The sequence below is a fragment of the Streptococcus oralis genome, assembly GCF_015561235.1.
Taxonomy (GTDB): domain Bacteria; phylum Bacillota; class Bacilli; order Lactobacillales; family Streptococcaceae; genus Streptococcus; species Streptococcus oralis_BK.
This window is the reverse complement of sequence record NZ_JADMTC010000005.1, coordinates 1-21,888: the sequence shown is the minus strand read 5'-3', so window position 1 is coordinate 21,888 and position 21,888 is coordinate 1. Positions and strand designations below refer to the sequence as shown.

At 41.2% G+C, this 21,888-nt stretch carries 24 protein-coding genes, 1 tRNA gene and 1 pseudogene; 24 read left to right on the top strand and 2 right to left on the bottom strand.

The genetic code is table 11. The features are described from left to right. The first annotated feature begins 87 nt into the window (after positions 1–87). The 21 genes and pseudogenes from rbfA to I2H52_RS09180 all read left to right on the top strand — a co-directional run bounded on the left by rbfA (position 88) and on the right by I2H52_RS09180 (position 18,178). Positions 88–438, top strand: a complete 351-nt coding sequence (gene rbfA, locus I2H52_RS09280) for a 30S ribosome-binding factor RbfA (protein WP_001273601.1) — start codon at positions 88–90, stop codon at positions 436–438. Between the two features lie 413 nt (positions 439–851). After that, positions 852–1,033, top strand: a pseudogene (locus tag I2H52_RS09275) (hypothetical protein). 214 nt (positions 1,034–1,247) lie between these two features. Beyond that, on the top strand, positions 1,248–1,481 hold the full coding sequence (locus tag I2H52_RS09270) for a DUF1858 domain-containing protein (protein ID WP_057489399.1): 234 nt from the start codon (positions 1,248–1,250) through the stop codon (positions 1,479–1,481). Beyond that, entirely contained in the window at positions 1,481–2,815 is a 1,335-nt protein-coding gene (locus tag I2H52_RS09265; RefSeq protein WP_057489400.1) for a DUF438 domain-containing protein, read from the top strand. The genes I2H52_RS09270 and I2H52_RS09265 overlap by 1 nt, the downstream gene beginning before the upstream one ends. 9 nt (positions 2,816–2,824) lie before the next feature. Then, on the top strand, positions 2,825–3,079 hold the full coding sequence (locus tag I2H52_RS09260) for a DUF1912 family protein (RefSeq protein ID WP_000119707.1): 255 nt from the start codon (positions 2,825–2,827) through the stop codon (positions 3,077–3,079). 97 nt (positions 3,080–3,176) lie between these two features. After that, positions 3,177–3,572 (top strand): helix-hairpin-helix domain-containing protein, encoded by a 396-nt coding sequence (locus I2H52_RS09255; protein ID WP_057489401.1) that lies wholly within the window; start codon positions 3,177–3,179, stop codon positions 3,570–3,572. A 279-nt stretch (positions 3,573–3,851) separates the two neighbouring features. Continuing rightward, on the top strand, positions 3,852–4,412 hold the full coding sequence (locus tag I2H52_RS09250) for a GNAT family N-acetyltransferase (RefSeq protein WP_057489402.1): 561 nt from the start codon (positions 3,852–3,854) through the stop codon (positions 4,410–4,412). Continuing rightward, positions 4,412–4,990, top strand: a complete 579-nt coding sequence (locus I2H52_RS09245; protein ID WP_057489403.1) for an AAA family ATPase — start codon at positions 4,412–4,414, stop codon at positions 4,988–4,990. The genes I2H52_RS09250 and I2H52_RS09245 overlap by 1 nt, the downstream gene beginning before the upstream one ends. Then, positions 4,983–7,634 carry a valine--tRNA ligase gene (locus I2H52_RS09240; RefSeq protein WP_195595084.1) on the top strand — a complete coding sequence of 884 codons (2,652 nt, stop codon included), beginning with the start codon at positions 4,983–4,985 and terminating at the stop codon, positions 7,632–7,634. Before I2H52_RS09245 ends, I2H52_RS09240 begins: the two co-directional genes overlap by 8 nt. Before the next feature lie 135 nt (positions 7,635–7,769). Then, the gene (locus tag I2H52_RS09235) at positions 7,770–8,345 is read left to right on the top strand and encodes an ImmA/IrrE family metallo-endopeptidase (protein WP_045618128.1); all 576 of its coding nucleotides are present in this window, start codon (positions 7,770–7,772) and stop codon (positions 8,343–8,345) included. A 22-nt stretch (positions 8,346–8,367) separates the two neighbouring features. Continuing rightward, positions 8,368–9,645 (top strand): FRG domain-containing protein, encoded by a 1,278-nt coding sequence (locus I2H52_RS09230; protein WP_229104557.1) that lies wholly within the window; start codon positions 8,368–8,370, stop codon positions 9,643–9,645. Positions 9,646–9,928: 283 nt separating this feature from the next. Next, positions 9,929–10,519: a DNA-directed RNA polymerase subunit delta gene (rpoE, locus tag I2H52_RS09225; protein WP_000418415.1), complete on the top strand. Its 591-nt coding sequence runs from the start codon at positions 9,929–9,931 to the stop codon at positions 10,517–10,519. Positions 10,520–10,836: 317 nt separating this feature from the next. Continuing rightward, on the top strand, positions 10,837–12,444 hold the full coding sequence (locus I2H52_RS09220; RefSeq protein ID WP_000105253.1) for a CTP synthase: 1,608 nt from the start codon (positions 10,837–10,839) through the stop codon (positions 12,442–12,444). A 95-nt stretch (positions 12,445–12,539) separates the two neighbouring features. Beyond that, a complete protein-coding gene (locus I2H52_RS09215) occupies positions 12,540–12,839 on the top strand; it encodes a DUF4651 domain-containing protein (RefSeq protein ID WP_002875970.1) in 300 nt (99 codons plus the stop codon). Then, entirely contained in the window at positions 12,836–13,153 is a 318-nt protein-coding gene (locus I2H52_RS09210; protein ID WP_045618132.1) for a thioredoxin family protein, read from the top strand. The genes I2H52_RS09215 and I2H52_RS09210 overlap by 4 nt, the downstream gene beginning before the upstream one ends. A 9-nt stretch (positions 13,154–13,162) precedes the next feature. Continuing rightward, a complete protein-coding gene (gene ytpR, locus I2H52_RS09205; RefSeq protein ID WP_195595080.1) occupies positions 13,163–13,789 on the top strand; it encodes a YtpR family tRNA-binding protein in 627 nt (208 codons plus the stop codon). A 41-nt stretch (positions 13,790–13,830) separates the two neighbouring features. Beyond that, a complete protein-coding gene (locus I2H52_RS09200; RefSeq protein WP_045618136.1) occupies positions 13,831–14,592 on the top strand; it encodes an SDR family NAD(P)-dependent oxidoreductase in 762 nt (253 codons plus the stop codon). A gap of 77 nt (positions 14,593–14,669) precedes the next feature. Beyond that, positions 14,670–15,065: a single-stranded DNA-binding protein gene (locus tag I2H52_RS09195; RefSeq protein WP_000282436.1), complete on the top strand. Its 396-nt coding sequence runs from the start codon at positions 14,670–14,672 to the stop codon at positions 15,063–15,065. Positions 15,066–15,363: 298 nt separating this feature from the next. Then, the gene (gene groES, locus I2H52_RS09190) at positions 15,364–15,648 is read left to right on the top strand and encodes a co-chaperone GroES (RefSeq protein WP_000917320.1); all 285 of its coding nucleotides are present in this window, start codon (positions 15,364–15,366) and stop codon (positions 15,646–15,648) included. A 15-nt stretch (positions 15,649–15,663) separates the two neighbouring features. Then, positions 15,664–17,286 carry a chaperonin GroEL gene (groL, locus tag I2H52_RS09185; RefSeq protein ID WP_045618138.1) on the top strand — a complete coding sequence of 541 codons (1,623 nt, stop codon included), beginning with the start codon at positions 15,664–15,666 and terminating at the stop codon, positions 17,284–17,286. Positions 17,287–17,410: 124 nt separating this feature from the next. Beyond that, on the top strand, positions 17,411–18,178 hold the full coding sequence (locus I2H52_RS09180) for an epoxyqueuosine reductase QueH (protein ID WP_195595078.1): 768 nt from the start codon (positions 17,411–17,413) through the stop codon (positions 18,176–18,178). Positions 18,179–18,248: 70 nt separating this feature from the next. Here the strand turns inward: I2H52_RS09180 and I2H52_RS09175 are convergent, their stop codons facing one another. Next, complete coding sequence (locus I2H52_RS09175) at positions 18,249–18,782, bottom strand: DUF402 domain-containing protein (RefSeq protein WP_000775318.1); 534 nt, start codon at positions 18,780–18,782, stop codon at positions 18,249–18,251. An 88-nt stretch (positions 18,783–18,870) separates the two neighbouring features. Further along, positions 18,871–19,647, bottom strand: coding sequence for a recombination regulator RecX (recX, locus tag I2H52_RS09170; RefSeq protein ID WP_000705078.1), 777 nt, complete (start codon positions 19,645–19,647; stop codon positions 18,871–18,873). Positions 19,648–19,684: 37 nt separating this feature from the next. Between recX and rlmD the strand changes: the two genes are divergently transcribed. From rlmD to I2H52_RS09155, 3 genes are all read left to right on the top strand, one after another. Next, positions 19,685–21,043 carry a 23S rRNA (uracil(1939)-C(5))-methyltransferase RlmD gene (gene rlmD / locus I2H52_RS09165; RefSeq protein ID WP_195595077.1) on the top strand — a complete coding sequence of 453 codons (1,359 nt, stop codon included), beginning with the start codon at positions 19,685–19,687 and terminating at the stop codon, positions 21,041–21,043. A 115-nt stretch (positions 21,044–21,158) separates the two neighbouring features. After that, complete coding sequence (locus I2H52_RS09160; RefSeq protein ID WP_084939581.1) at positions 21,159–21,722, top strand: hypothetical protein; 564 nt, start codon at positions 21,159–21,161, stop codon at positions 21,720–21,722. A gap of 90 nt (positions 21,723–21,812) precedes the next feature. Then, a tRNA-Glu gene (locus I2H52_RS09155) sits at positions 21,813–21,884 on the top strand. Positions 21,885–21,888: the final 4 nt, after the last annotated feature.

Below are 21,888 nucleotides of genomic sequence, written 5' to 3'. Positions count from 1 at the left end.
ATTCAAATGGCTCTAGTTCCTCTATCTATTAGAAAATAGCTAGGTCTGCTGGCCTAGCTTTTGGTTCAAAGTAGAGAAAGGAATATCATGGCAAATCATTTCCGTACGGATCGTGTAGGCATGGAAATCAAGCGCGAAGTCAATGAGATTTTGCAAAAGAAAGTCCGTGATCCGCGTGTTCAAGGTGTGACCATTACAGATGTTCAGATGCTGGGTGACCTATCCGTTGCCAAAGTTTACTACACTATTTTGAGTAACCTTGCTTCGGATAACCAAAAAGCTCAAATCGGGCTTGAAAAAGCAACTGGGACCATCAAACGTGAACTTGGTCGCAATTTGAAATTGTACAAAATTCCAGATTTGACCTTCGTCAAAGACGAGTCCATCGAGTATGGAAACAAGATTGACGAGATGCTACGCAATCTGGATAAGAACTAAGAAGGAGGGGGAACCCTCTTTTTTGATAGGTAAATGACTATAATACTCTTCGAAAATCTCTTCAAACCACGTCAGCGTCGCCTTGCCGTAGGTATGGTTACTGACTTCGTCAGTTCTATCTGCAACCTCAAAACAGTGTTTTGAGCTGACTTCGTCAGTCTTATCTACAACCTCAAAGCAGTGCTTTGAGCAACCTGCGGCTAGCTTCCTAGTTTGCTCTTTGATTTTTATTGAGTATAAAACATGCTGGGGGGATCTTCTTAGAGTTAAACATTATTAAAAAGCTTTATAAAATTCAGCTTGTATGATATTATAGTAATTGGGAAGAGTAAGATATAACGATTTCATAGAAATAGCCAGCAAGACTGGTATCGTTAATATTTTGAAAGTGTAGTTAAACGGGGAAAGATAATATGGGACTTATAAAAACTCTAGCTAAAACTTACGGGAATTACTTTTTTACGATGCAAGGTTTAAAAGTGATGAAAACGATGAAAAAGATGACAATCTTGTTGTTGGTCTAGGGAAGTTATTTCTTGCTGATAAGTTGATGGATGTGGCCCAGTGGCTCGCAAAACCAGAGGATAAAGAATAACTTGAAATGAAAGAAACTAGTAGGAACTTCACTACTAGTTTTTTAATCTCTTCCCATATGGTATAATATAAGCAGTAAAATCATTTTATACTCTTCGAAAATCAAATTCAAACCACGTCAGCTTCACCTTGCCGTACTTAAGTACAGCCTGCGGCTAGCTTCCTAGTTTGCTCTTTGATTTTCATTGAGTATTAGAACATACATGGAGGTCGTCATGTACAATATCATCGATGTGTCAATTCCCGTTGCAGAAGTGGTGGACAAGCATCCAGAAGTCTTGGAAATCTTAGTGGAGCTGGGGTTTAAACCTCTTGCTAATCCCTTGATGCGCAACACAGTCGGTCGCAAAGTATCGCTTAAGCAGGGTTCTAAGCTTGAAGGAACTCCTATGGACAAGATTGTCCGCACGCTGGAAGCAAATGGCTACGAAGTGATTGGATTGGCCTAATGGCAGATGAACGGATTCATATCCTACGGGATATTTTGTTAGAATTGCACAATGGCGCTTCTCCTGAGTCGGTTCAAGAGCGCTTTGATGCGACCTTTACAGGTGTGTCGGCCATTGAGATTTCCCTCATGGAGCACGAGCTGATGAACTCAGACTCGGGTGTCACCTTTGAAGATGTCATGGAACTCTGCGATGTCCATGCCAATCTTTTTAAAAATGCTGTTAAGGGTGTCGAAGTAGAGGATACTGAGCATCCAGGTCACCCCGTTCGCGTCTTCAAGGATGAAAATCTGGCTCTCCGTGCAGCATTGATTCGCATTCGGAGATTGTTAGATACCTATGAGTCTATGGAAGACGAGGAAATGATGGCAGAGATGCGTAAGGGTTTGGTTCGTCAAATGGGGCTTTTGGGGCAATTTGATATTCACTACCAACGCAAGGAAGAGCTCTTTTTCCCCATCATGGAGCGCTATGGTCATGATTCACCCCCTAAGGTCATGTGGGGAGTGGATGATCAGATCAGGGAACTCTTTCAGACAGCTCTAGCGACGGCTAAGGCACTACCAGAAGTTCCAATTAGCACTGTAAAGGAAACTTTTGAAGCTTTTGCGACAGAGTTTGAAAGTATGATTTTTAAGGAAGAGTCTATCCTTCTCATGATTCTTCTTGAGTCTTTCACTCAGGATGACTGGATTCAGATTGCGGAGGAGAGTGATGCTTATGGCTATGCCATCATCCGTCCGTCTGAGAAATGGGTTCCAGAGCGTCAAAACTTTATCGAGGAAAAGAGTGCAGAGGAGTCCGTGCAACTAGATACGGCTGAAGGTCAAGTTCAGCAAGTTATTGATACGCCTGAAGGTCAGTTTACCATTACCTTTACCCCTAAGGAAAAGGAAGCGGTGCTGGACCGTCATAGTCAACAGGCTTTTGGCAATGGCTATCTCTCCGTCGAGCAGGCCAACCTCATCCTCAATCACCTCCCTATGGAGATCACCTTTGTCAATAAAGACGATATTTTCCAGTATTACAATGACAATGCGCCGGCTGATGAGATGATTTTTAAACGGACGCCGTCCCAAGTCGGGCGCAATGTAGAACTCTGCCACCCGCCCAAGTACCTAGACAAGGTGAAGGCTGTTATGAAAGGTCTTCGTGAAGGGGTCAAGGACAAGTATGAGATGTGGTTCAAGTCAGAGTCGCGAGGCAAGTTTGTCCACATCACCTATGCTGCGGTACACGATGAAAACGGGGAATTCCAAGGCGTGCTAGAGTATGTTCAGGATATCCAGCCCTACCGAGAGATTGATACGGACTATTTCCGTGAATTAGAATAAGGAGAATCAATGAGTTACGAACAGGAATTTATGAAGGAATTTGAGGCCTGGGTTAATACCCAGATCATGATCAACGACATGGCACACAAGGAAAGTCAAAAAGTCTACGAAGAAGACCAAGACGAGCGTGCCAAAGATGCCATGATTCGCTACGAGAGCCGTTTGGATGCCTACCAGTTCTTGCTTGGTAAGTTTGAAAATTTCAAGGCAGGCAAGGGATTTCATGATTTGCCAGAGGGCTTGTTTGGTGAGCGAAACTATTAAAATTCAGATACTTTCTTGATTTTTTCCCAAAATCTTGATAGAATATCTTTATTAAATCCTTGTCAGAGCAGGGATTTTTTATTGAAAGGATTTTATCATGTCAAAGAAACTCCAACGTAAAAAACAATTGCGAAATAGCCTTCGTCGTTCAGGTGCATTTTCAACTACAGTGACTAAGGTTGTCGAAGATACCAAGAAAGTCGTGAAACACGCAGAAGAATCTGCCAGCGAAGCAGGAAAAGTTGTCTCTAAAAAAGTGGAACAAGCAGTAGAAGCGACTAAGGAACAAGCTCAAAAAGTAGCCAATTCAGTAGAAGATTTCGCAGCTACTTTGGGTGGCCTCTCAGTAGATCGTGCTAAGACTTTCTATGATGAAGGGATCAAGTCGGCTGCTGACTTTAAAAATTGGACTGAAAAAGAACTCCTTGCCTTGAAAGGAATCGGCCCAGCTACCATCAAGAAATTAAAAGAGCACGGAATCAGCTTCAAGTAATCTTTCTTGAGCCTTGCATTTCCGAGAAAAACTTGCTACAATAGAGCCATTAGAGGTGTTTTGGATCCCACATTTTACAGAAAGTGGCGGCGCTGAGAAGTCCACAAATGTGTCAAAACTGGTTGCTGATGGATGAAAAATTGAAATAAAAATGTCTTTTTGTTTTAAAGACGAGAGTTGCGGGCATCTGCCCGAAATTGGGTGGTACCGCGGATAAGCACATTCGTCCCTGTCATGGATATGGCAGGGGCGATTTTTTGTAGAAAGCGAGGTAGAAGGATGACAAGAGCAGAGTTGCCAGAACGTTTAGAAACCGAACGGCTTGTTTTACGAGTCCGTACCGTGGCTGATGTTGTGGATATCTTTGACTATGCCAGTAGGCCAGAAGTTTCCTACCCAGCAGGCTTTCCGCCCGTCAAGACCTTGGAAGATGAGATTTATTATCTGGAGCATATTCTTCCCGAACGCAGTGAAAAGGACAATCTCCCAGCTGGTTACGGCATTGTGGTCAAAGGAACTGATACAATCATCGGCTCTGTTGATTTTCCTCATCGACACGAAGACGATGTGCTGGAGATTGGCTATACCTTGCACCCAGACTATTGGGGTCTAGGTTATGTTCCAGAGGCAGCGCGTGCCTTGATTAACCTAGCTTTTAAAGAACTTGATCTTCACGAGATTGAACTGACTTGCTTTGGTAATAACCTTCAAAGTCAACGAGTTGCAGAGAAACTTGGCTTTACCCTCGAAGCTCGCATAAGAGACCGCAAAGATGCCCAAGGAAATCGCTGTGATGATTTGAGATACGACTTGCTGAGGAGTGATTGGGAGGTGATTTAATGCATCTTTTCATCATTGGCGCTCCAGCTTCAGGAAAAATGACGATTGGGCAAGAACTATCTCGAAAGACAAATGCTACCCTCTTTTATAACCATCAAGCCATTGATTTTGCACTAGAAATCTATCAGGAATATACAGAGGAAATGTGGGAATTTGTTCGTGGAATTACCTTTTCTTTCCTTGGAGCAAGTGCTAGGAATCAGCGATCTGTGATTTTAACAGACGTAATTGATTTTTCAAATCAGTACCAGCTGCTGTATTTGAAGCAAATTCAGGATTTGTTGGATGACTATCATCAAGAGATTCTTTTTGTGGAGTTGGAAACAAGTCTTGAAGAGCGCTTACATCGAAATCGAACGGAGAATCGATTAAAGCACAAACCCTTAAAACGACATATTGAGGTATCTGAAAGAGAAATTTTGGAGACTGCTGAAACACTTCAATTAAATTCCCAACATCAACCGAACGAGTTGTACCACTACCTTAAAATAAATAATACGAATCTGTCTGCAGAAGAAGTTGTTAAGCAGATTCAAGATAAAATGAATACAATAGAGAAAGGACACACACATGTCTAAAGAACTTTCACCTAAATACAATCCAGCCGAGGTTGAGGCTGGTCGTTACCAAAAATGGCTTGATGCGGATGTTTTCAAGCCTTCAGGCGATCAAAAGGCTAAGCCTTATTCAATCGTGATTCCACCACCAAACGTAACTGGGAAACTCCACCTTGGTCACGCTTGGGATACGACTTTGCAAGATATCATCATCCGTCAAAAACGCATGCAAGGCTTTGATACGCTTTGGCTTCCAGGGATGGACCACGCTGGTATTGCTACTCAGGCTAAGGTTGAGGAGCGCTTGCGTGGTGAAGGCATTAGCCGTTATGACCTAGGTCGTGAAAAATTCCTGGATAAGGTCTGGGAATGGAAAGACGAGTATGCCACTACTATCAAGGAACAATGGGGCAAGATGGGGCTCTCTGTAGACTACTCTCGTGAGCGTTTCACTCTTGACGAAGGCTTGTCAAAAGCCGTCCGCAAGGTTTTTGTTGAACTTTACAAGAAAGGCTGGATCTACCGTGGTGAGTTTATCATCAACTGGGACCCAGCTGCTCGCACAGCACTTTCTGATATTGAGGTAATCCACAAGGATGTCGAAGGTGCCTTCTACCACATGAACTACATGCTGGAAGATGGTTCACGCGCCCTTGAAGTTGCGACAACTCGTCCTGAGACCATGTTTGGGGACGTTGCGGTTGCGGTCAATCCAGAAGACCCACGCTACAAGGACTTGATTGGTAAAAACGTCGTCCTTCCTATCGCTAATAAATTGATTCCAATCGTTGGAGATGAGCACGCAGACCCTGAGTTTGGTACGGGTGTTGTGAAAATCACACCTGCCCACGATCCAAACGACTTCTTGGTTGGTCAACGTCATAACTTGCCACAAGTTAACGTCATGAACGACGACGGAACTATGAACGACTTGGCCTTCGAATTTGCAGGCATGGATCGCTTTGAAGCTCGTAAGGCAGTCGTGGCTAAGTTGGAAGAAATCGGTGCCCTCGTTAAAGTCGAAAAACGTGTCCACAGTGTTGGTCATTCAGAGCGTACAGGTGTTGTAGTTGAGCCACGCTTGTCTACGCAATGGTTCGTTAAGATGGACCAATTGGCGAAGAATGCCATTGCCAACCAAGACACTGATGATAAGGTAGAATTCTACCCCCCTCGTTTCAACGATACCTTCCTCCAATGGATGGAAAATGTTCATGACTGGGTAATCTCTCGTCAGCTCTGGTGGGGTCACCAAATCCCTGCTTGGTACAATGCTGAGGGTGAAATGTACGTCGGTGAAGAAGCTCCAGAAGGTGATGGTTGGACTCAGGACGAAGATGTCTTGGATACCTGGTTCAGTTCTGCCCTTTGGCCATTCTCAACCATGGGCTGGCCTGATGTCGACTCAGAAGACTTTAAACGTTATTATCCAACATCAACTTTGGTGACTGGTTATGATATTATTCCGTTCTGGGTGTCTCGGATGATTTTCCAAGGTTTGGAATTTACTGGCAAGTCGCCATTCAAAAATGCCTTGATTCATGGTCTCATTCGTGATGAGCAAGGACGCAAGATGTCGAAATCTCTCGGTAACGGGATTGATCCAATGGATGTTATTGATAAGTACGGAACAGATAGCCTTCGTTGGTTCCTTTCAAACGGTTCTGCACCAGGGCAAGACGTGCGCTTCTCTTACGAGAAAATGGATGCGTCATGGAACTTCATTAACAAGATTTGGAACATCTCTCGCTACATCCTCATGAACAATGAAGGTTTGACTCTTGAGCAAGCAACTGCCAATGTGGAAAAAGTTGCAAACAAGGAAGCTGGAAATGTTACTGACCGCTGGATTCTCCACAACCTCAACGGAACGATTGGCAAAGTTACTGAAAACTTTGACAAGTTTGAGTTTGGTGTGGCTGGACACATTCTCTACAACTTCATCTGGGACGAGTTTGCGGACTGGTATGTTGAGTTGACTAAGGAAGTCCTTTATAGCGATAATGAAGAAGAGAAAGTCATCACACGTTCTGTTCTCCTTTACACCTTGGACAAGATCCTTCGTCTCCTTCACCCAATCATGCCATTCGTGACAGAGGAAATCTTTGGGCAAATCTCAGAAGGCTCTATCGTGACAGCGGAGTACCCAACTGTCAACCCAGCCTTTGAAGATCTTGCAGCCCACACTGGTGTAGAAAGTCTCAAAGACTTGATCCGTGCAGTACGTAATGCGCGTGCAGAAGTAAACGTTGCACCAAGCAAGCCAATCACGATTCTTGTTAAGACAAGCGATAACGACTTAGAAGCCTTCTTTAACAACAATGTCAACTACATCAAACGCTTCACAAATCCAGAACACTTGGAAATCGCATCAAACATCCCTGCACCTGAACTTGCTATGTCAAGCGTCATCACAGGAGCAGAAATCTACTTGCCACTGGCAGACCTCCTCAATGTCGAAGAAGAATTGGCTCGTCTCGACAAGGAACTAGCTAAATGGCAAAAAGAACTGGATATGGTCGGTAAGAAGCTCTCTAACGAACGCTTCGTAGCCAATGCCAAATCAGAAGTCGTCCAAAAAGAACGCGACAAACAAGCCGACTACCAAGCCAAATATGATGCGACCGTAGCACGTATTGATGAGATGAAGAAGTTGGTGAAATAAGTTATAAACCTCGGCAATTTGCTGGGGTTTTTGGTATAATAGAGGGAGAATCCATTTTCTACGTATTTTACGAATATATTAATAGTAAAATTGTAGAAAGGTTTATATTAGATATTGACTTGGAGATATAATGTAATGGGAATAAGAAGATTGGAAGAATTGTTTCCGAGAGATTTTTTTGAAACGGATTTAATTGGTTTAAGCGAAAAAGAAAAAATAGCTATGAAAACTATTGAAATTAGTAAAGATGATTATTTTATTGATTTAGATAAGATTCTAAATGCATTAAATATTAGTGTACAAAAAGGATTTTATCATAATCATTCTGGTCAGATTGATAGCGAGAATAGAGTTATCTATCTCAATTCAATGGAGCCTGATGTTCGACAAAGATTCACTATTGCACATGAGATAGGACATTATGCTTTAAATCATAGTGGCATTTCTAATAGATTAAAGAATCCAGAAGACATTGCAACTGTTGATATTGCTAAAGAACGTTCTGCAAACCAATTTGCCGCTGAATTACTAATGCCAAAAAAACTAATTGCTCGTTGTATTACTAAATTTCAACAAGATAATAATCTGACTGATGAACAGTTAGTAAATGCTAATGTCGATGAATTTATCGATAGTTTATCATCAATGATGAGAACCTCAAAACAAGCTACAACATTTCGTTTACAAAATTTGGGAGTAATTACATACTAAAATTATGACAAGTAATAATCAAATGTTTTATGATAGCTTAGGATCATTCTTTTGTGGAAAAAGTACCGAAGATACTATAAAAAAGCTAAATAGCCAGATTTATAATGACACTGATATAACTATAAAACTTGGTGCAACGAATTCTATAGATAATCAAAATGAAGATTCTAAGTATGGTCCATTTTGCTATAAGATTGTTTCATTATATTCTAAGGGAGCGGATGAAGAGATTAATAGTTTTGTGTCAGAGTTGAATACAAAATTAAAAAAATCAGGTACTAATGCTGGTTACAATGAAAAAGGAAATCACTGGTCAATTTTTTATTTACTTAAAGAATTGATTTCTAAATTAGAGCAGTGTGAGTATAATTTTTTTAGGGGCCAGACTGAGTCGTGGCCAACGATTCCTGCCTTATTTAGAAAAAAGGTTAATAAGGATAGTAAATTCTATTATGAACTCTTTGAGCAACTATATAAGCAAGTGAGTCAAGAATATCCCGATAGGGTCGAATATTATTCTATCGATGAAGATTTAGATGCTAGAGCAGATCAGTTGGCTAAATTACAACATTATGAACTTCCAACCAGTCTTTTGGATATTACAGATAGCCCATTCGTTGCTCTATTATTTTTATCAAATTCTGGAAATAGAATCATTAAAGAACCAAAATTTGAAGCGTTTAAAATGAGTATAGAGGAACATTCTAAGAGTAGTTTGTTAACATTTGTTAGAAAAGGACATGATAATCAAAGAATTAGAGCTCAACATGGTGCATTCATAAATTATGATAAATTGAGTAAATATACTCACTTTACTAAAGATGAAATAAAAATCAGTGACGAGTTTCGAAGAATCCCAAGAGTATCGATTACAATAGAGTTCTCTAAAAAAGAAACGGAAGAACTTTTAAAAAATGAAGAGGAATTAATTTCTAAAGTTAAAGAAGAAGGATATTTTTTTTCTAAAGAAGATATAGAGAAAGTACGAAAAGGTGAAAAAACACTTGATGATATTATGGGAGGTACATTATCAGAAAATTTAAAACCTACCCAAAAATACTCAAAAGCAAATATTAAAGCCGTTAAAGAAAGTCTGAAAGCCCAAGATTTTAAAGAAAAATATTATAAAGTAATACAAGATGAATTAATTCGTAAGTTGGGAGAATATGGTTACTTTTCACACACACTATTTCCAGATTTTGGTGATTATTTAGGATATCTTTCTAAAAACTTTGTAGACGTATCGGATGATAAAAAAGATGAGACTAAAATTGATCTTAGTAAATTGAGTGACGATTAAACAATTTAGAAAGTAGCTAATTCTACAAGTTCGAACCGCTCTTAGAAGTACGATATTGTATCTTAATTTTCATATATAACTGCAACGAATTCATCTGGATTGATACCGAAAACCCACCTCACGATGCCATCGGTTGGGTAGCAAAGAAATAAAAAGTCCTGTCACTTTCTCCCATTTAACCTTTGACTATTCCGCAAAATTATCGTACAATAAAGAGTACATGATAAAATGAGGTCAGAGTCTGTCTGCTCTGGCGATAGTAGTAAAAATGAGGAGAAACGCTTTGGAATTAGAAGTATTTGCTGGGCAAGAAAAAAGTGAACTATCTATGATTGAGGTAGCGCGTGCTATCTTGGAACTTCGTGGTCGCGATCATGAGATGCATTTTAGCGATCTTGTAAACGAAATTCAAAACTATCTTGGAACATCAAACAGCGATATCCGTGAGGCCTTGCCTTTGTTCTACACAGAGTTGAACTTTGACGGTAGCTTCATCTCTCTTGGAGACAACAAATGGGGTCTTCGTTCATGGTATGGTGTGGACGAAATTGATGAAGAAATCATCGCTCTTGAAGAAAGTGACGATGATGAAGTAGCACCAAAAGCTAAGAAAAAACGTGTCAATGCCTTCATGGATGGCGATTCAGATGCCATTGACTACAATGCAGATGATCCAGAAGACGAAGATGCATACGAAGCAGATCCAGCCCTTTCATATGATGATGAAAATCCAGATGATGAGAAAAATGAAGTGGAAGCTTACGATGCAGAAATCAACGAAATCGCTCCGGATGACTTGGGTGAAGACGTGGATCTCAACGAAGAAGACGACGAGTTTTCAGACGATGACGCTGAAACGAGTGAAGAAGAGTAAAAGACTTCACAGAGGAGATCGTAAGATCTCCTTTTTTGTTGCTTGAGCAGGTCATCCGTTTGGATGCGGATCTTTGGTTGGTTTTCTGAAAACAATCTCCTTTTTTCATGTTTTACCCATTCGGGTTGACAAATGTTCTGCTTTGAGGTATTATATTGTTCGGGCACCTCTTTTAGAGGTCGGGGCTCCCTAGTTACTAGGGAGCTATTTTTGTTTTTTCAGGAAGTTTTTCTTGAAAAGTCGTTATTTATAAGGGTCTTGTTTTCTATTTCCCCTCGTAGTTAACAAGGCCTTGAGCATTTTAGGAAGAGGAATCTATGTCTACGAAATATATTTTTGTAACTGGTGGTGTGGTATCGTCTATTGGGAAGGGGATTGTCGCAGCAAGTCTGGGACGTCTCTTGAAAAATCGTGGTCTCAAAGTAACCATTCAAAAATTTGACCCTTATATCAATATCGACCCGGGAACTATGAGTCCTTACCAGCACGGGGAAGTCTTTGTGACAGATGATGGGGCTGAGACAGATTTGGACTTGGGTCACTATGAACGTTTCATCGATATCAATCTCAACAAATATTCCAACGTGACAACTGGTAAAATTTACAGTGAAGTTCTTCGTAAGGAGCGCCGTGGAGAATACCTTGGGGCAACTGTTCAAGTCATTCCTCATATTACAGATGCTTTGAAAGAAAAAATCAAGCGTGCCGCTCTAACGACAGACTCTGATGTCATTATCACAGAGGTTGGTGGAACCGTTGGGGATATTGAGTCCTTGCCATTTCTAGAGGCCCTTCGTCAGATGAAGGCAGATGTGGGTGCAGATAATGTCATGTACATCCATACAACCTTGCTTCCTTACCTCAAGGCTGCTGGTGAGATGAAGACCAAGCCTACTCAGCATTCTGTAAAAGAATTGCGTGGTTTGGGAATCCAGCCAAATATGTTGGTCATCCGTACCGAGAAACCAGCTGGTCAAGGAATTAAAAACAAACTAGCTCAGTTTTGTGACGTAGCTCCAGAAGCTGTTATTGAATCTTTGGATGTTGAACACCTTTACCAAATTCCATTGAACTTGCAGGCACAAGGCATGGACCAAATTGTTTGTGACCATTTGAAACTAGACGCACCAGCAGCGGATATGACAGAGTGGTCAGCTATGGTGGATAAGGTCATGAACCTGAAAAAACAAGTCAAGATTTCCCTTGTTGGTAAGTATGTGGAGTTGCAAGATGCCTACATCTCAGTGGTTGAAGCTTTGAAACACTCTGGTTATGCCAACGACGCAGAAGTGAAGATTAATTGGATCAATGCCAATGATGTGACGGCAGAGAATGTGGCAGAGCTCTTGTCTGATGCGGACGGAATCATCGTACCAGGAGGTTTTGGCCAACGTGGTACGGAAGGAAAAATTCAAGCCATCCGCTATGCGCGTGAGAATGATGTCCCAATGTTGGGAGTCTGCTTGGGAATGCAGTTGACTTGTATCGAGTTTGCTCGTCACGTTTTGGGTCTTGAAGGTGCCAATTCTGCAGAACTTGCACCAGATACAAAATACCCTATCATTGATATTATGCGTGACCAAGTTGATGTTGAGGATATGGGTGGAACCCTTCGTTTGGGACTTTATCCATCTAAGTTGAAACGTGGTTCTAAGGCAGCAGCTGCTTACCATAATCAAGAAGTGGTGCAACGCCGTCACCGTCACCGTTATGAGTTTAACAACGCCTTTCGTGAACAGTTTGAAGCAGCAGGATTTGTCTTCTCAGGAGTTTCTCCAGACAATCGTTTGGTAGAAATCGTGGAAATTCCTGAAAATAAATTCTTTGTGGCTTGTCAGTATCACCCTGAACTTTCCAGTCGTCCAAACCGTCCAGAAGAACTCTACACTGCATTTGTTACTGCAGCGGTTGAAAATAGTAACTAGTTATCTTCTAATCTCTGAGAATAATCTCAGAGGTTTTTAAATGCCTTGCTCGTATACGGCTTCCCTATTTGTCCTAGAGCCCTTTTTGTGTTACAATGAATGGTATGAAAGCTAAGAAATTATGGATGACTGGCTTGACTGTGGCTGGTCTAAGTGCCCTTGCTTTAGGGGCTAAAAAAGCAGCAGATAACCACAAACTTATGAAGACTCAAGAAGAGTTGACCGCTATCGTGCGCGAACTTTTCTCAGATATGGGTGAGATTGCGACTCTCTATGTTCAAGTCTACGAAAGTAGTCTAGAGCGACTCGTCGGAGGAGTCATTTTCGAGGATGGTCGTCACTATACCTTTGTCTATGAAAATGAAGACCTAGTCTATGAGGAGGAAGTCTTATGATTACTCCCAATAGTATAGAAGAACTAGCAGGTTTTGTAGAGCAAGATGGCAAGAAGGTCTTCCTTTTTGTGGCGGACTGGTGTGGCGATTGTCGTTATATCTATCCAGCCTTGCCAGAGATTGAGGAGACCAATCCAGAGTTCACCTTTATTCGAGTGGACCGAGACCAGTATCTGGATCTGGCTAAACTCTGGGATGTGTACGGCATTCCTAGTCTTGTTGTGCTAGAAAAGGACAAGGAAATCGGCCGATTTGTCAATCGTGACCGTAAAAGCAAGCAACAAATTAACGACTTTTTAGCAGAACTGAAATAGGAGAAAAGAATGATTTTTACATATAATAAAGAGCATGCTGGCGATGTCCTTATGGTCATCGTGAAAAACAGCGGAGATGCCAAACTAGACGTGGAGCGCAAAGGCAAGGTAGCCCGTGTTTTCTTCAAAGAAAATGGAGAAACAGTGGCTTGGAATATTTTCGACCTTTCAAGTTTGTTTGAAATCACAGAGCGCGGTCAAGTCTTTTTGACAGATGAGCAAGTCGCTCGTTTAAACCAAGAGTTGCGAGCGGAAGGATTTACAGAAGAAATTGTCAATGACAAGGAACCTAAGTTTGTTGTCGGTGAGATTGTCGAGATGGTAGCCCATCCAGATAGTGACCACCTCAACATCTGCCAAGTTGCAGTCGCAAGTGATAAGACAGTGCAAATCGTTGCAGGGGCTCCCAATGCGCGTGTCGGATTGAAAACCATTGTTGCTCTTCCTGGAGCGATGATGCCAAAAGGCAACCTCATTTTTCCAGGCGAGCTTCGCGGTGAAAAGAGTTTTGGCATGATGTGTAGCCCTCGTGAATTGCATTTGCCAAATGCTCCGCAAAAACGTGGGGTTATTGAATTATCAGAAGACCAAGTTGTCGGAACTCCATTTGACCCAGCCAAACACTGGACTGCCTAGGAAATTGTCAGTATTTGATAGACCAGATAGAGGGGGATAAGATGGCAAAAAATGTAGTAATTACAGGAGCGACTTCAGGAATCGGTGAAGCGATTGCGCGTGCTTATCTGGATCAGGGGGAGAATGTCGTTCTAACAGGGCGACGGACAGACAGACTAGAGGCCCTCAAGTCAGAGTTTGCAGAAACTTTTCCAAATCAAACAGTTTGGACCTTTTCACTAGATGTGACGGATATGACCATGGTCAAGACTGTCTGTTCCGATATTCTAGAAACGATAGGTCAGATTGATATCTTGGTCAATAATGCCGGACTAGCTCTTGGCTTGGCTCCCTATCAAGACTACGAAGAGTTGGATATGCTGACCATGTTGGATACCAACGTCAAGGGTTTGATGGCAGTTACTCGCTGTTTCTTGCCAGAAATGGTAAAAGCAAATCAGGGTCATATTATCAACATGGGATCGACCGCAGGAATCTATGCCTATGCTGGGGCAGCTGTTTACTCAGCCACCAAAGCAGCGGTTAAGACTTTTTCAGATGGTCTGCGAATTGATACCATCGCAACGGATATCAAGGTGACCACCATTCAGCCAGGGATTGTCGAAACAGATTTCTCTACAGTTCGTTTCCACGGTGACAAAGAGCGTGCTGCAACCGTCTATCAGGGAATTGAGGCCCTGCAAGCTCAGGATATTGCAGATACAGTGGTCTATGTGACCAGTCAGCCTCGTCGTATGCAGATTACAGATATGACCATTATGGCCAATCAACAGGCGACAGGTTTCATGGTGCATAAAAAATAAAAAATTTTCTCGAAAAGTTACAAATTTTTGTAACTTTTTTTGATTCCTTGCGAATAGATAAGTAGGAGGAAGAAAATATGTATAATAAAGTTATTCTTATTGGACGTTTAACGTCTACACCAGAATTGCACAAAACCAACAATGACAAGTCAGTAGCGCGAGCAACTATCGCTGTGAATCGTCGTTACAAAGACCAAAACGGTGAACGTGAAGCTGACTTTGTCAATCTGGTTCTTTGGGGAAAATTGGCTGAAACCTTGGCAAGCTACGCAACTAAAGGTAGTCTTATCTCTGTGGATGGAGAACTTCGTACTCGTCGCTTTGAGAAAAATGGCCAGATGAACTATGTGACTGAAGTCCTTGCCACAGGATTCCAACTTTTGGAAAGCCGCGCCCAACGTGCTATGCGTGAAAATAACGCTGGACAGGATTTGGCAGATTTGGTCTTGGAAGAGGAGGAATTGCCATTTTAATACTCTTCGAAAATCTCTTCAAACCACGTCAGTTTCACCTTGCCGTAGGTATAGGTAACTGACTTGGTCAATCTTATCTACAACCTCAAAACACTGTTTTGAGCAACCTGCGGCTAGCTTCCTAGTTTGATCTTTGAGCATAAACATTGAAAAGTCTGAGTTGGTCTCAGACTTTTTATCTTGCCAAAGTCAGACTTTTTTCTTGACTATTTCTGACCAAGTGATACAATAGAACTATAAATTAGCACTCATATATAAAGAGTGCTAATAATATGTAGTTTATCATGGAGGAAAACAGATGTTGAAACCATTAGGAGACCGTGTGGTCTTGAAAATCGAAGAAAAAGAACAAACTGTTGGAGGCTTTGTCCTTGCGGGCTCAGCCCAAGAAAAAACAAAAACAGCCCAAGTTGTAGCTACTGGACAAGGGGTTCGTACCTTGAACGGTGACTTGGTTGCTCCAAGCGTTAAGGCTGGAGACCGTGTCTTAGTTGAAGCCCACGCTGGTATTGATGTCAAAGATGGCGATGAAAAGTACATCATCGTTGGCGAAGCTAACATCTTGGCTATCATTGAAGAATAGAAGGAGAAAGTAAGTATGTCAAAAGAAATTAAATTTTCATCTGATGCTCGTTCAGCTATGGTCCGTGGTGTCGATATCCTTGCAGACACTGTCAAAGTAACCTTGGGACCAAAAGGTCGCAACGTTGTTCTTGAAAAATCATTTGGCTCACCATTGATTACCAATGACGGGGTGACCATTGCCAAAGAAATCGAGTTGGAAGACCATTTTGAAAATATGGGTGCCAAATTGGTATCAGAAGTAGCTTCAAAAACCAATGATATCGCAGGTGACGGAACGACAACTGCAACTGTCTTGACCCAAGCTATCGTCCGCGAAGGAATCAAAAACGTTACTGCAGGTGCTAATCCAATCGGCATTCGTCGTGGGATTGAAGCAGCGGTTGCCGCAGCAGTAGAAGCTTTGAAGAACGATGCCATTCCAGTTGCCAACAAAGAAGCCATTGCTCAGGTTGCTGCCGTATCTTCTCGTTCTGAGAAAGTCGGTGAATACATTTCTGAAGCCATGGAAAAAGTTGGCAAAGATGGAGTCATCACCATTGAAGAGTCACGTGGCATGGAAACAGAGCTCGAAGTCGTGGAAGGAATGCAGTTTGACCGTGGTTACCTTTCACAGTACATGGTGACAGATAGTGAAAAAATGGTGGCTGACCTTGAAAATCCATACATTTTGATTACCGACAAGAAGATTTCAAATATCCAAGAAATCTTGCCACTTCTAGAAAGCATTCTTCAAAGCAATCGTCCACTCTTGATTATTGCGGATGATGTAGATGGCGAAGCTCTTCCAACCCTTGTATTGAACAAGATTCGAGGAACTTTCAATGTCGTTGCTGTCAAAGCTCCTGGCTTTGGTGACCGTCGTAAAGCCATGCTTGAAGACATCGCTATTTTGACAGGTGGAACTGTTATCACAGAAGATCTTGGTCTTGAGTTGAAAGATGCTACTATTGAGGCGCTTGGTCAAGCAGCGAGAGTAACTGTGGACAAAGACAGCACGGTTATCGTAGAAGGTGCTGGAAATCCTGAAGCTATTTCTCACCGTGTTGCGGTTATCAAGTCACAAATCGAAACCACAACTTCTGAATTCGACCGTGAAAAACTCCAAGAACGCTTGGCAAAATTGTCAGGTGGTGTCGCAGTCATCAAGGTCGGAGCTGCAACTGAAACTGAGTTGAAAGAAATGAAACTCCGCATTGAAGATGCCCTCAATGCTACTCGTGCAGCCGTTGAAGAAGGAATCGTTGCAGGTGGTGGAACAGCTCTTGTAAATGTTATTCCAGCCGTAGCTGATTTGGAATTGACAGGAGATGAAGCGACAGGACGTAATATTGTTCTCCGTGCCTTGGAAGAACCTGTTCGTCAAATCGCCCACAATGCAGGATTCGAAGGTTCTATTGTTATTGACCGTTTGAAAAATGCTGAAGTTGGTACAGGCTTCAACGCAGCAACTGGCGAGTGGGTTAATATGATTGAAGAAGGAATCATTGACCCAGTTAAGGTTAGTCGTTCTGCCCTTCAAAATGCAGCCTCTGTAGCTAGCTTGATTTTAACAACAGAAGCAGTCGTAGCCAATAAACCAGAACCAGCAGCCCCAGCTCCAGCAATGGATCCAAGCATGATGGGCGGGATGATGTAAAAGCAACTTATAAAAAACACAAAAGGAGGGAACATAATCCCTCCTTTTATGGTTTTCTCTTCTAAAATTGATTTGAGCTCTCCTAACTTATATGATAAAATAAGACTAGAAAAAGGAGAAGAACATGATCGATGTAGAAGAAATTCTGAGCAAGATGAATCCCAATCAGAAGATTAATTATGACCGTGTCATGCAGAAGATGGTACAAGTATGGGAGAAAAATGAGCAACGTCCCACTATTCTCATGCATGTTTGCTGTGCTCCTTGTAGTACCTACACCCTAGAGTATCTGACCAAGTACGCTGATGTGACCATCTATTTTGCCAATTCCAATATCCATCCCAAGGCAGAATACCACAAGCGGGCTTACGTCACCAAGAAATTTGTCAGTGATTTCAATGATCGAACAGGCAATACGGTTCAGTACCTTGAAGCTCCCTACGAACCAAATGAATACCGGAAGTTAGTCAGAGGACTGGAAGAAGAACCCGAAGGTGGTGACCGTTGCAAGGTTTGTTTTGACTACCGTCTGGATAAAACAGCACAGGTAGCTATGGACTTGGGCTTTGACTACTTTGGTTCAGCCTTGACCATCAGTCCCCACAAGAATTCTCAAACCATCAACAGCATCGGAATCGATGTGCAAAAGATTTATACCACCCACTATCTTCCAAGTGATTTCAAGAAAAATCAAGGCTACAAACGTTCAGTGGAGATGTGTGAGGAGTATGATATCTATCGTCAATGCTATTGTGGATGCGTCTATGCAGCTCAAGCTCAGAACATTGATCTTGTTCAGGTTAAGAAGGATGCCACAGCTTTCTTGCTGGATAAGGATGTTGAAAAAGACTATTCCCACATCAAATTTACTGTCACTAAATTAGATATATAGCAATTAACCCAGCTTCCAGGCTGGGTTTTTCAAATTAAAAAACCAGGGCTCTCACCCCGGTTTGACAACTTTACCGATTCTTTAGTTCTATGTAGCGTTTGTACCAAATGTTGACATAGGCCTCTGAGAAAGGACCGCGTCCATTGTTGATCCAATCAACAAGAATTTTAACATGCTCTTTCAAAATATAGTCTAAATCATCAGAATACTTCATTTTGCGTTTATGGCGCTCATACTCTTCAACGTCCAAGAGACGCTTTTCACCATCAGTGAAGACCTTGACATCCAAATCATAATCAATGTATTTCAGGGCTTCTTCATCGAGATAGTAAGGACTTGCCATATTGCAATAGTAGGAAATCCCATTATCACGAATCATGGCAATGATATTAAACCAATATTTTTTGTGAAAGTAAACAATAGCCGGTTCTCGAGTCACCCAACGACGACCGTCACTTTCGGTAACAAGTGTGTGGTCGTTGACGCCGATAATAGCGTTCTCTGTTGTTTTTAGTACCATGGTGTCTCGCCAAGTACGGTGGAGACTCCCATCATGCTTATAACTTTGAATTGTAATAAAGTCGCCTTCTTTTGGAAGTTTCATAACTAACCAACTTTCTACAATTTATAAGTTTATCGTCTACTATTATATCATAAATTGGTCTAATTTTTTTGAATTTTACCTGAAAATGTTAAAGATATTCTCTGAGAGCGCTTGCTATATCCGAAAAATCATAGCCTTTTCGAGCTAAAACTTGGGTTAAACGCTGTTTAAGTTCGTATCCTTCATACTTTCGAGCATACTTAGCATATTGTTTGTCTAGCTCTTTAAAAATAAGTTCTTGAGTCGTTTCTTGGCCGACTTGACTATCCAAGTCATCAAAAGCATTTTTAGCATCAGAATAGGAGAAGCCTTTGTTCGTCAAGCTTTGAATGATCTTATCCTGCAAGGCACGAGCGGGAAGCTTTCCCATGTATTTTTTAAGAAGTTTCTCCGCCACACGTTGAGCAACCTCTGAAAAATCAAAATCCTTTAAAACCTCTTCAATCGTTGATTTGACAATCCCTTTTTGAGACAGTTTTTGAGCTAGCACATAAGGTCCCTTATCTCCAGAAAGTTGATTTGCGTTGATAATAGAGTAGACATACTGACGATCATTTATCCAGTTGTCTTCTTTAAGGTTAGCGATAACCTGACTAGTGATTGTTTCATCAATATCATACTTTTTCAGATACTCTCTCACTTCCTTTTCAGTACGAGCCTTGAAGGATAAATGGTAGAGAGCGAGGTTCTTACCATAAGAAAACTGAGCAAAGCCCTGTATCTTGGTCAGTTCCTCTTTGCTAATGACCTTATCTCTAGACAGCATAAAACGGACAATAGTATCTTCCGTGATATAAGAGGTTTGCTGATGATCTAGCTCCATCAGGTAGAGGCGTTTTTTCTTTTCAAGTTTTGTGATTTTCATAGTTCTATTATACCTTAAAATGTGATAAGATAGGGGTATGAATCTGAAAGTCAAACAAAAAATACCTTTAAAAATCAAGCGGATGGGTATCAATGGTGAGGGAATCGGTTTCTACCAGAAAACCCTCGTTTTTGTGCCTGGCGCCCTCAAAGGAGAAGATATCTATTGTCAGATTACTTCTATTAAACGTAACTTTGTCGAAGCCAAATTGCTAAAGGTTAATAAGAAGTCTAAATTTCGAGTCGTGCCAGCTTGTACCATTTATAATGAATGTGGTGGTTGCCAAATCATGCACCTCCACTATGATAAACAGTTAGAGTTTAAAACGGATCTGCTCCATCAAGCCCTGAAAAAATTTGCTCCTGCAGGATATGAAAACTATGAAATCCGTCCAACTATCGGAATGCAGGAACCAAAGTACTACCGTGCTAAGCTTCAATTCCAGACTCGAAAATTTAAAAATCAGGTCAAGGCAGGTTTGTATGCGCAAAACTCTCATTATCTCGTAGAGTTGAAAGACTGCTTGGTGCAAGATAAGGAAACCCAGACAATTGCGAATCGCCTAGCTGAACTTCTTACTTACCATCAAATCCCCATCACCGATGAGAGAAAAACGCTCGGCGTTCGCACCATCATGGTACGTCGAGCAAGAAAAACAGGACAAGTCCAGATAATCATCGTCACGAATCGCCAGCTAAATTTGAATCAACTAGTCAAAGACCTAGTCAAGGATTTTCCAGAAGTCGTCACAGTTGCAGTCAATACAAATACAGCAAAAACAAGTGAAATCTATGGTGAAAAGACGGAAATTATCTGGGGCCAAGAGAGTATTCAAGAAGGAGTACTTGACTATGAGTTTTCTCTCTCGCCCCGAGCTTTTTATCAGCTTAATCCTGAGCAGACAGAAATTCTCTATAGTGAAGCAGTTAAGGCTCTGGATGTCAGCGAAGAGGATCATCTGATTGATGCATATTGCGGTGTTGGGACAATCGGATTCGCCTTCGCAAATAAGGTCAAGAGTCTCAGAGGGATGGATATTATTCCAGAAGCCATAGAAGATGCTAAGCGAAATGCTCAAAAAATGGGATTTGACAATACCCATTACGAAGCGGGGACAGCAGAAGAGATTATTCCACGCTGGTATAAAGAAGGCTACCGAGCGGATGCCCTGATAGTCGACCCTCCTCGTACAGGCTTAGATGATAAGCTACTGGATACCATTCTGACCTATGTTCCAGAAAAAATGGTCTATGTATCCTGCAATGTTTCAACCTTGGCGCGAGATTTAGTTAAACTAGTAAAAGTCTATGATCTCCAGTATATCCAGTCGGTCGATATGTTTCCCCACACTGCACGGACAGAGGCGGTCGTGAAGTTGGTTAAGAGAAAAGCATAGAAGTTCTAGGACCTAAAAATTATAAACGAATCAAAACAAAAAAGGTATAATGGATAATTAACTAGCATAGGAAAATTATTATATAGCAGTGATAGAGTATAGAGGAGTATGTAAAATGTCAGTAGAAGAAAATCTAAATAAATATGACTATTTAAAAGAAATTTGTAAATTCTCAGATTTAAGAAATGAAAATATAAGAAAATTGATAAAAGGGGTGTCAAGTGACGAGAAAAAATTGTGGGCAATGTTTGCGCGGAAAAAGAGAGACTTGGATAACGATAATTCAGATATGACACAAATTTGCATACAAGTTGGGAGTAGTAAAAACATATACTCCGAGTTAAGAGGGATATTAAGGTGTATGATTTCTGAACCAAAAAAAGAAAAAGTTTCTACAGAATTTTCCGTTGAAGCATATATATTCAATACATTCATGGATAAAGACAGTGTCAAATACAGATCTATTTATGAAAAATTCGAAGATTTTATTATTTATGAAATTATTGTTGAAAAATACTTAGCTAATATAGATTATGAAAACTATGATAAGATTAATTATTCGGAAGTGAAATTTGCTCTTGAACATCGTGCTTATTTATGGAATCCAGCCCCACCAACATATGGAAATAAAGAACAAGAAATACTCTCAAATTTTAAAACAAGAAAAGAGAACAATTAGATAGAAATTAAAAATTTTGTTGTAGAATGTAAAAAAAGATCTTGACAAAGTAGGAAAAGTAGATATAATAGAAAGAGTTGAAAAGCTCAAGGTCCGTTGGTCAAGGGGTTAAGACACCGCCTTTTCACGGCGGTAACACGGGTTCGAATCCCGTACGGACTATGGT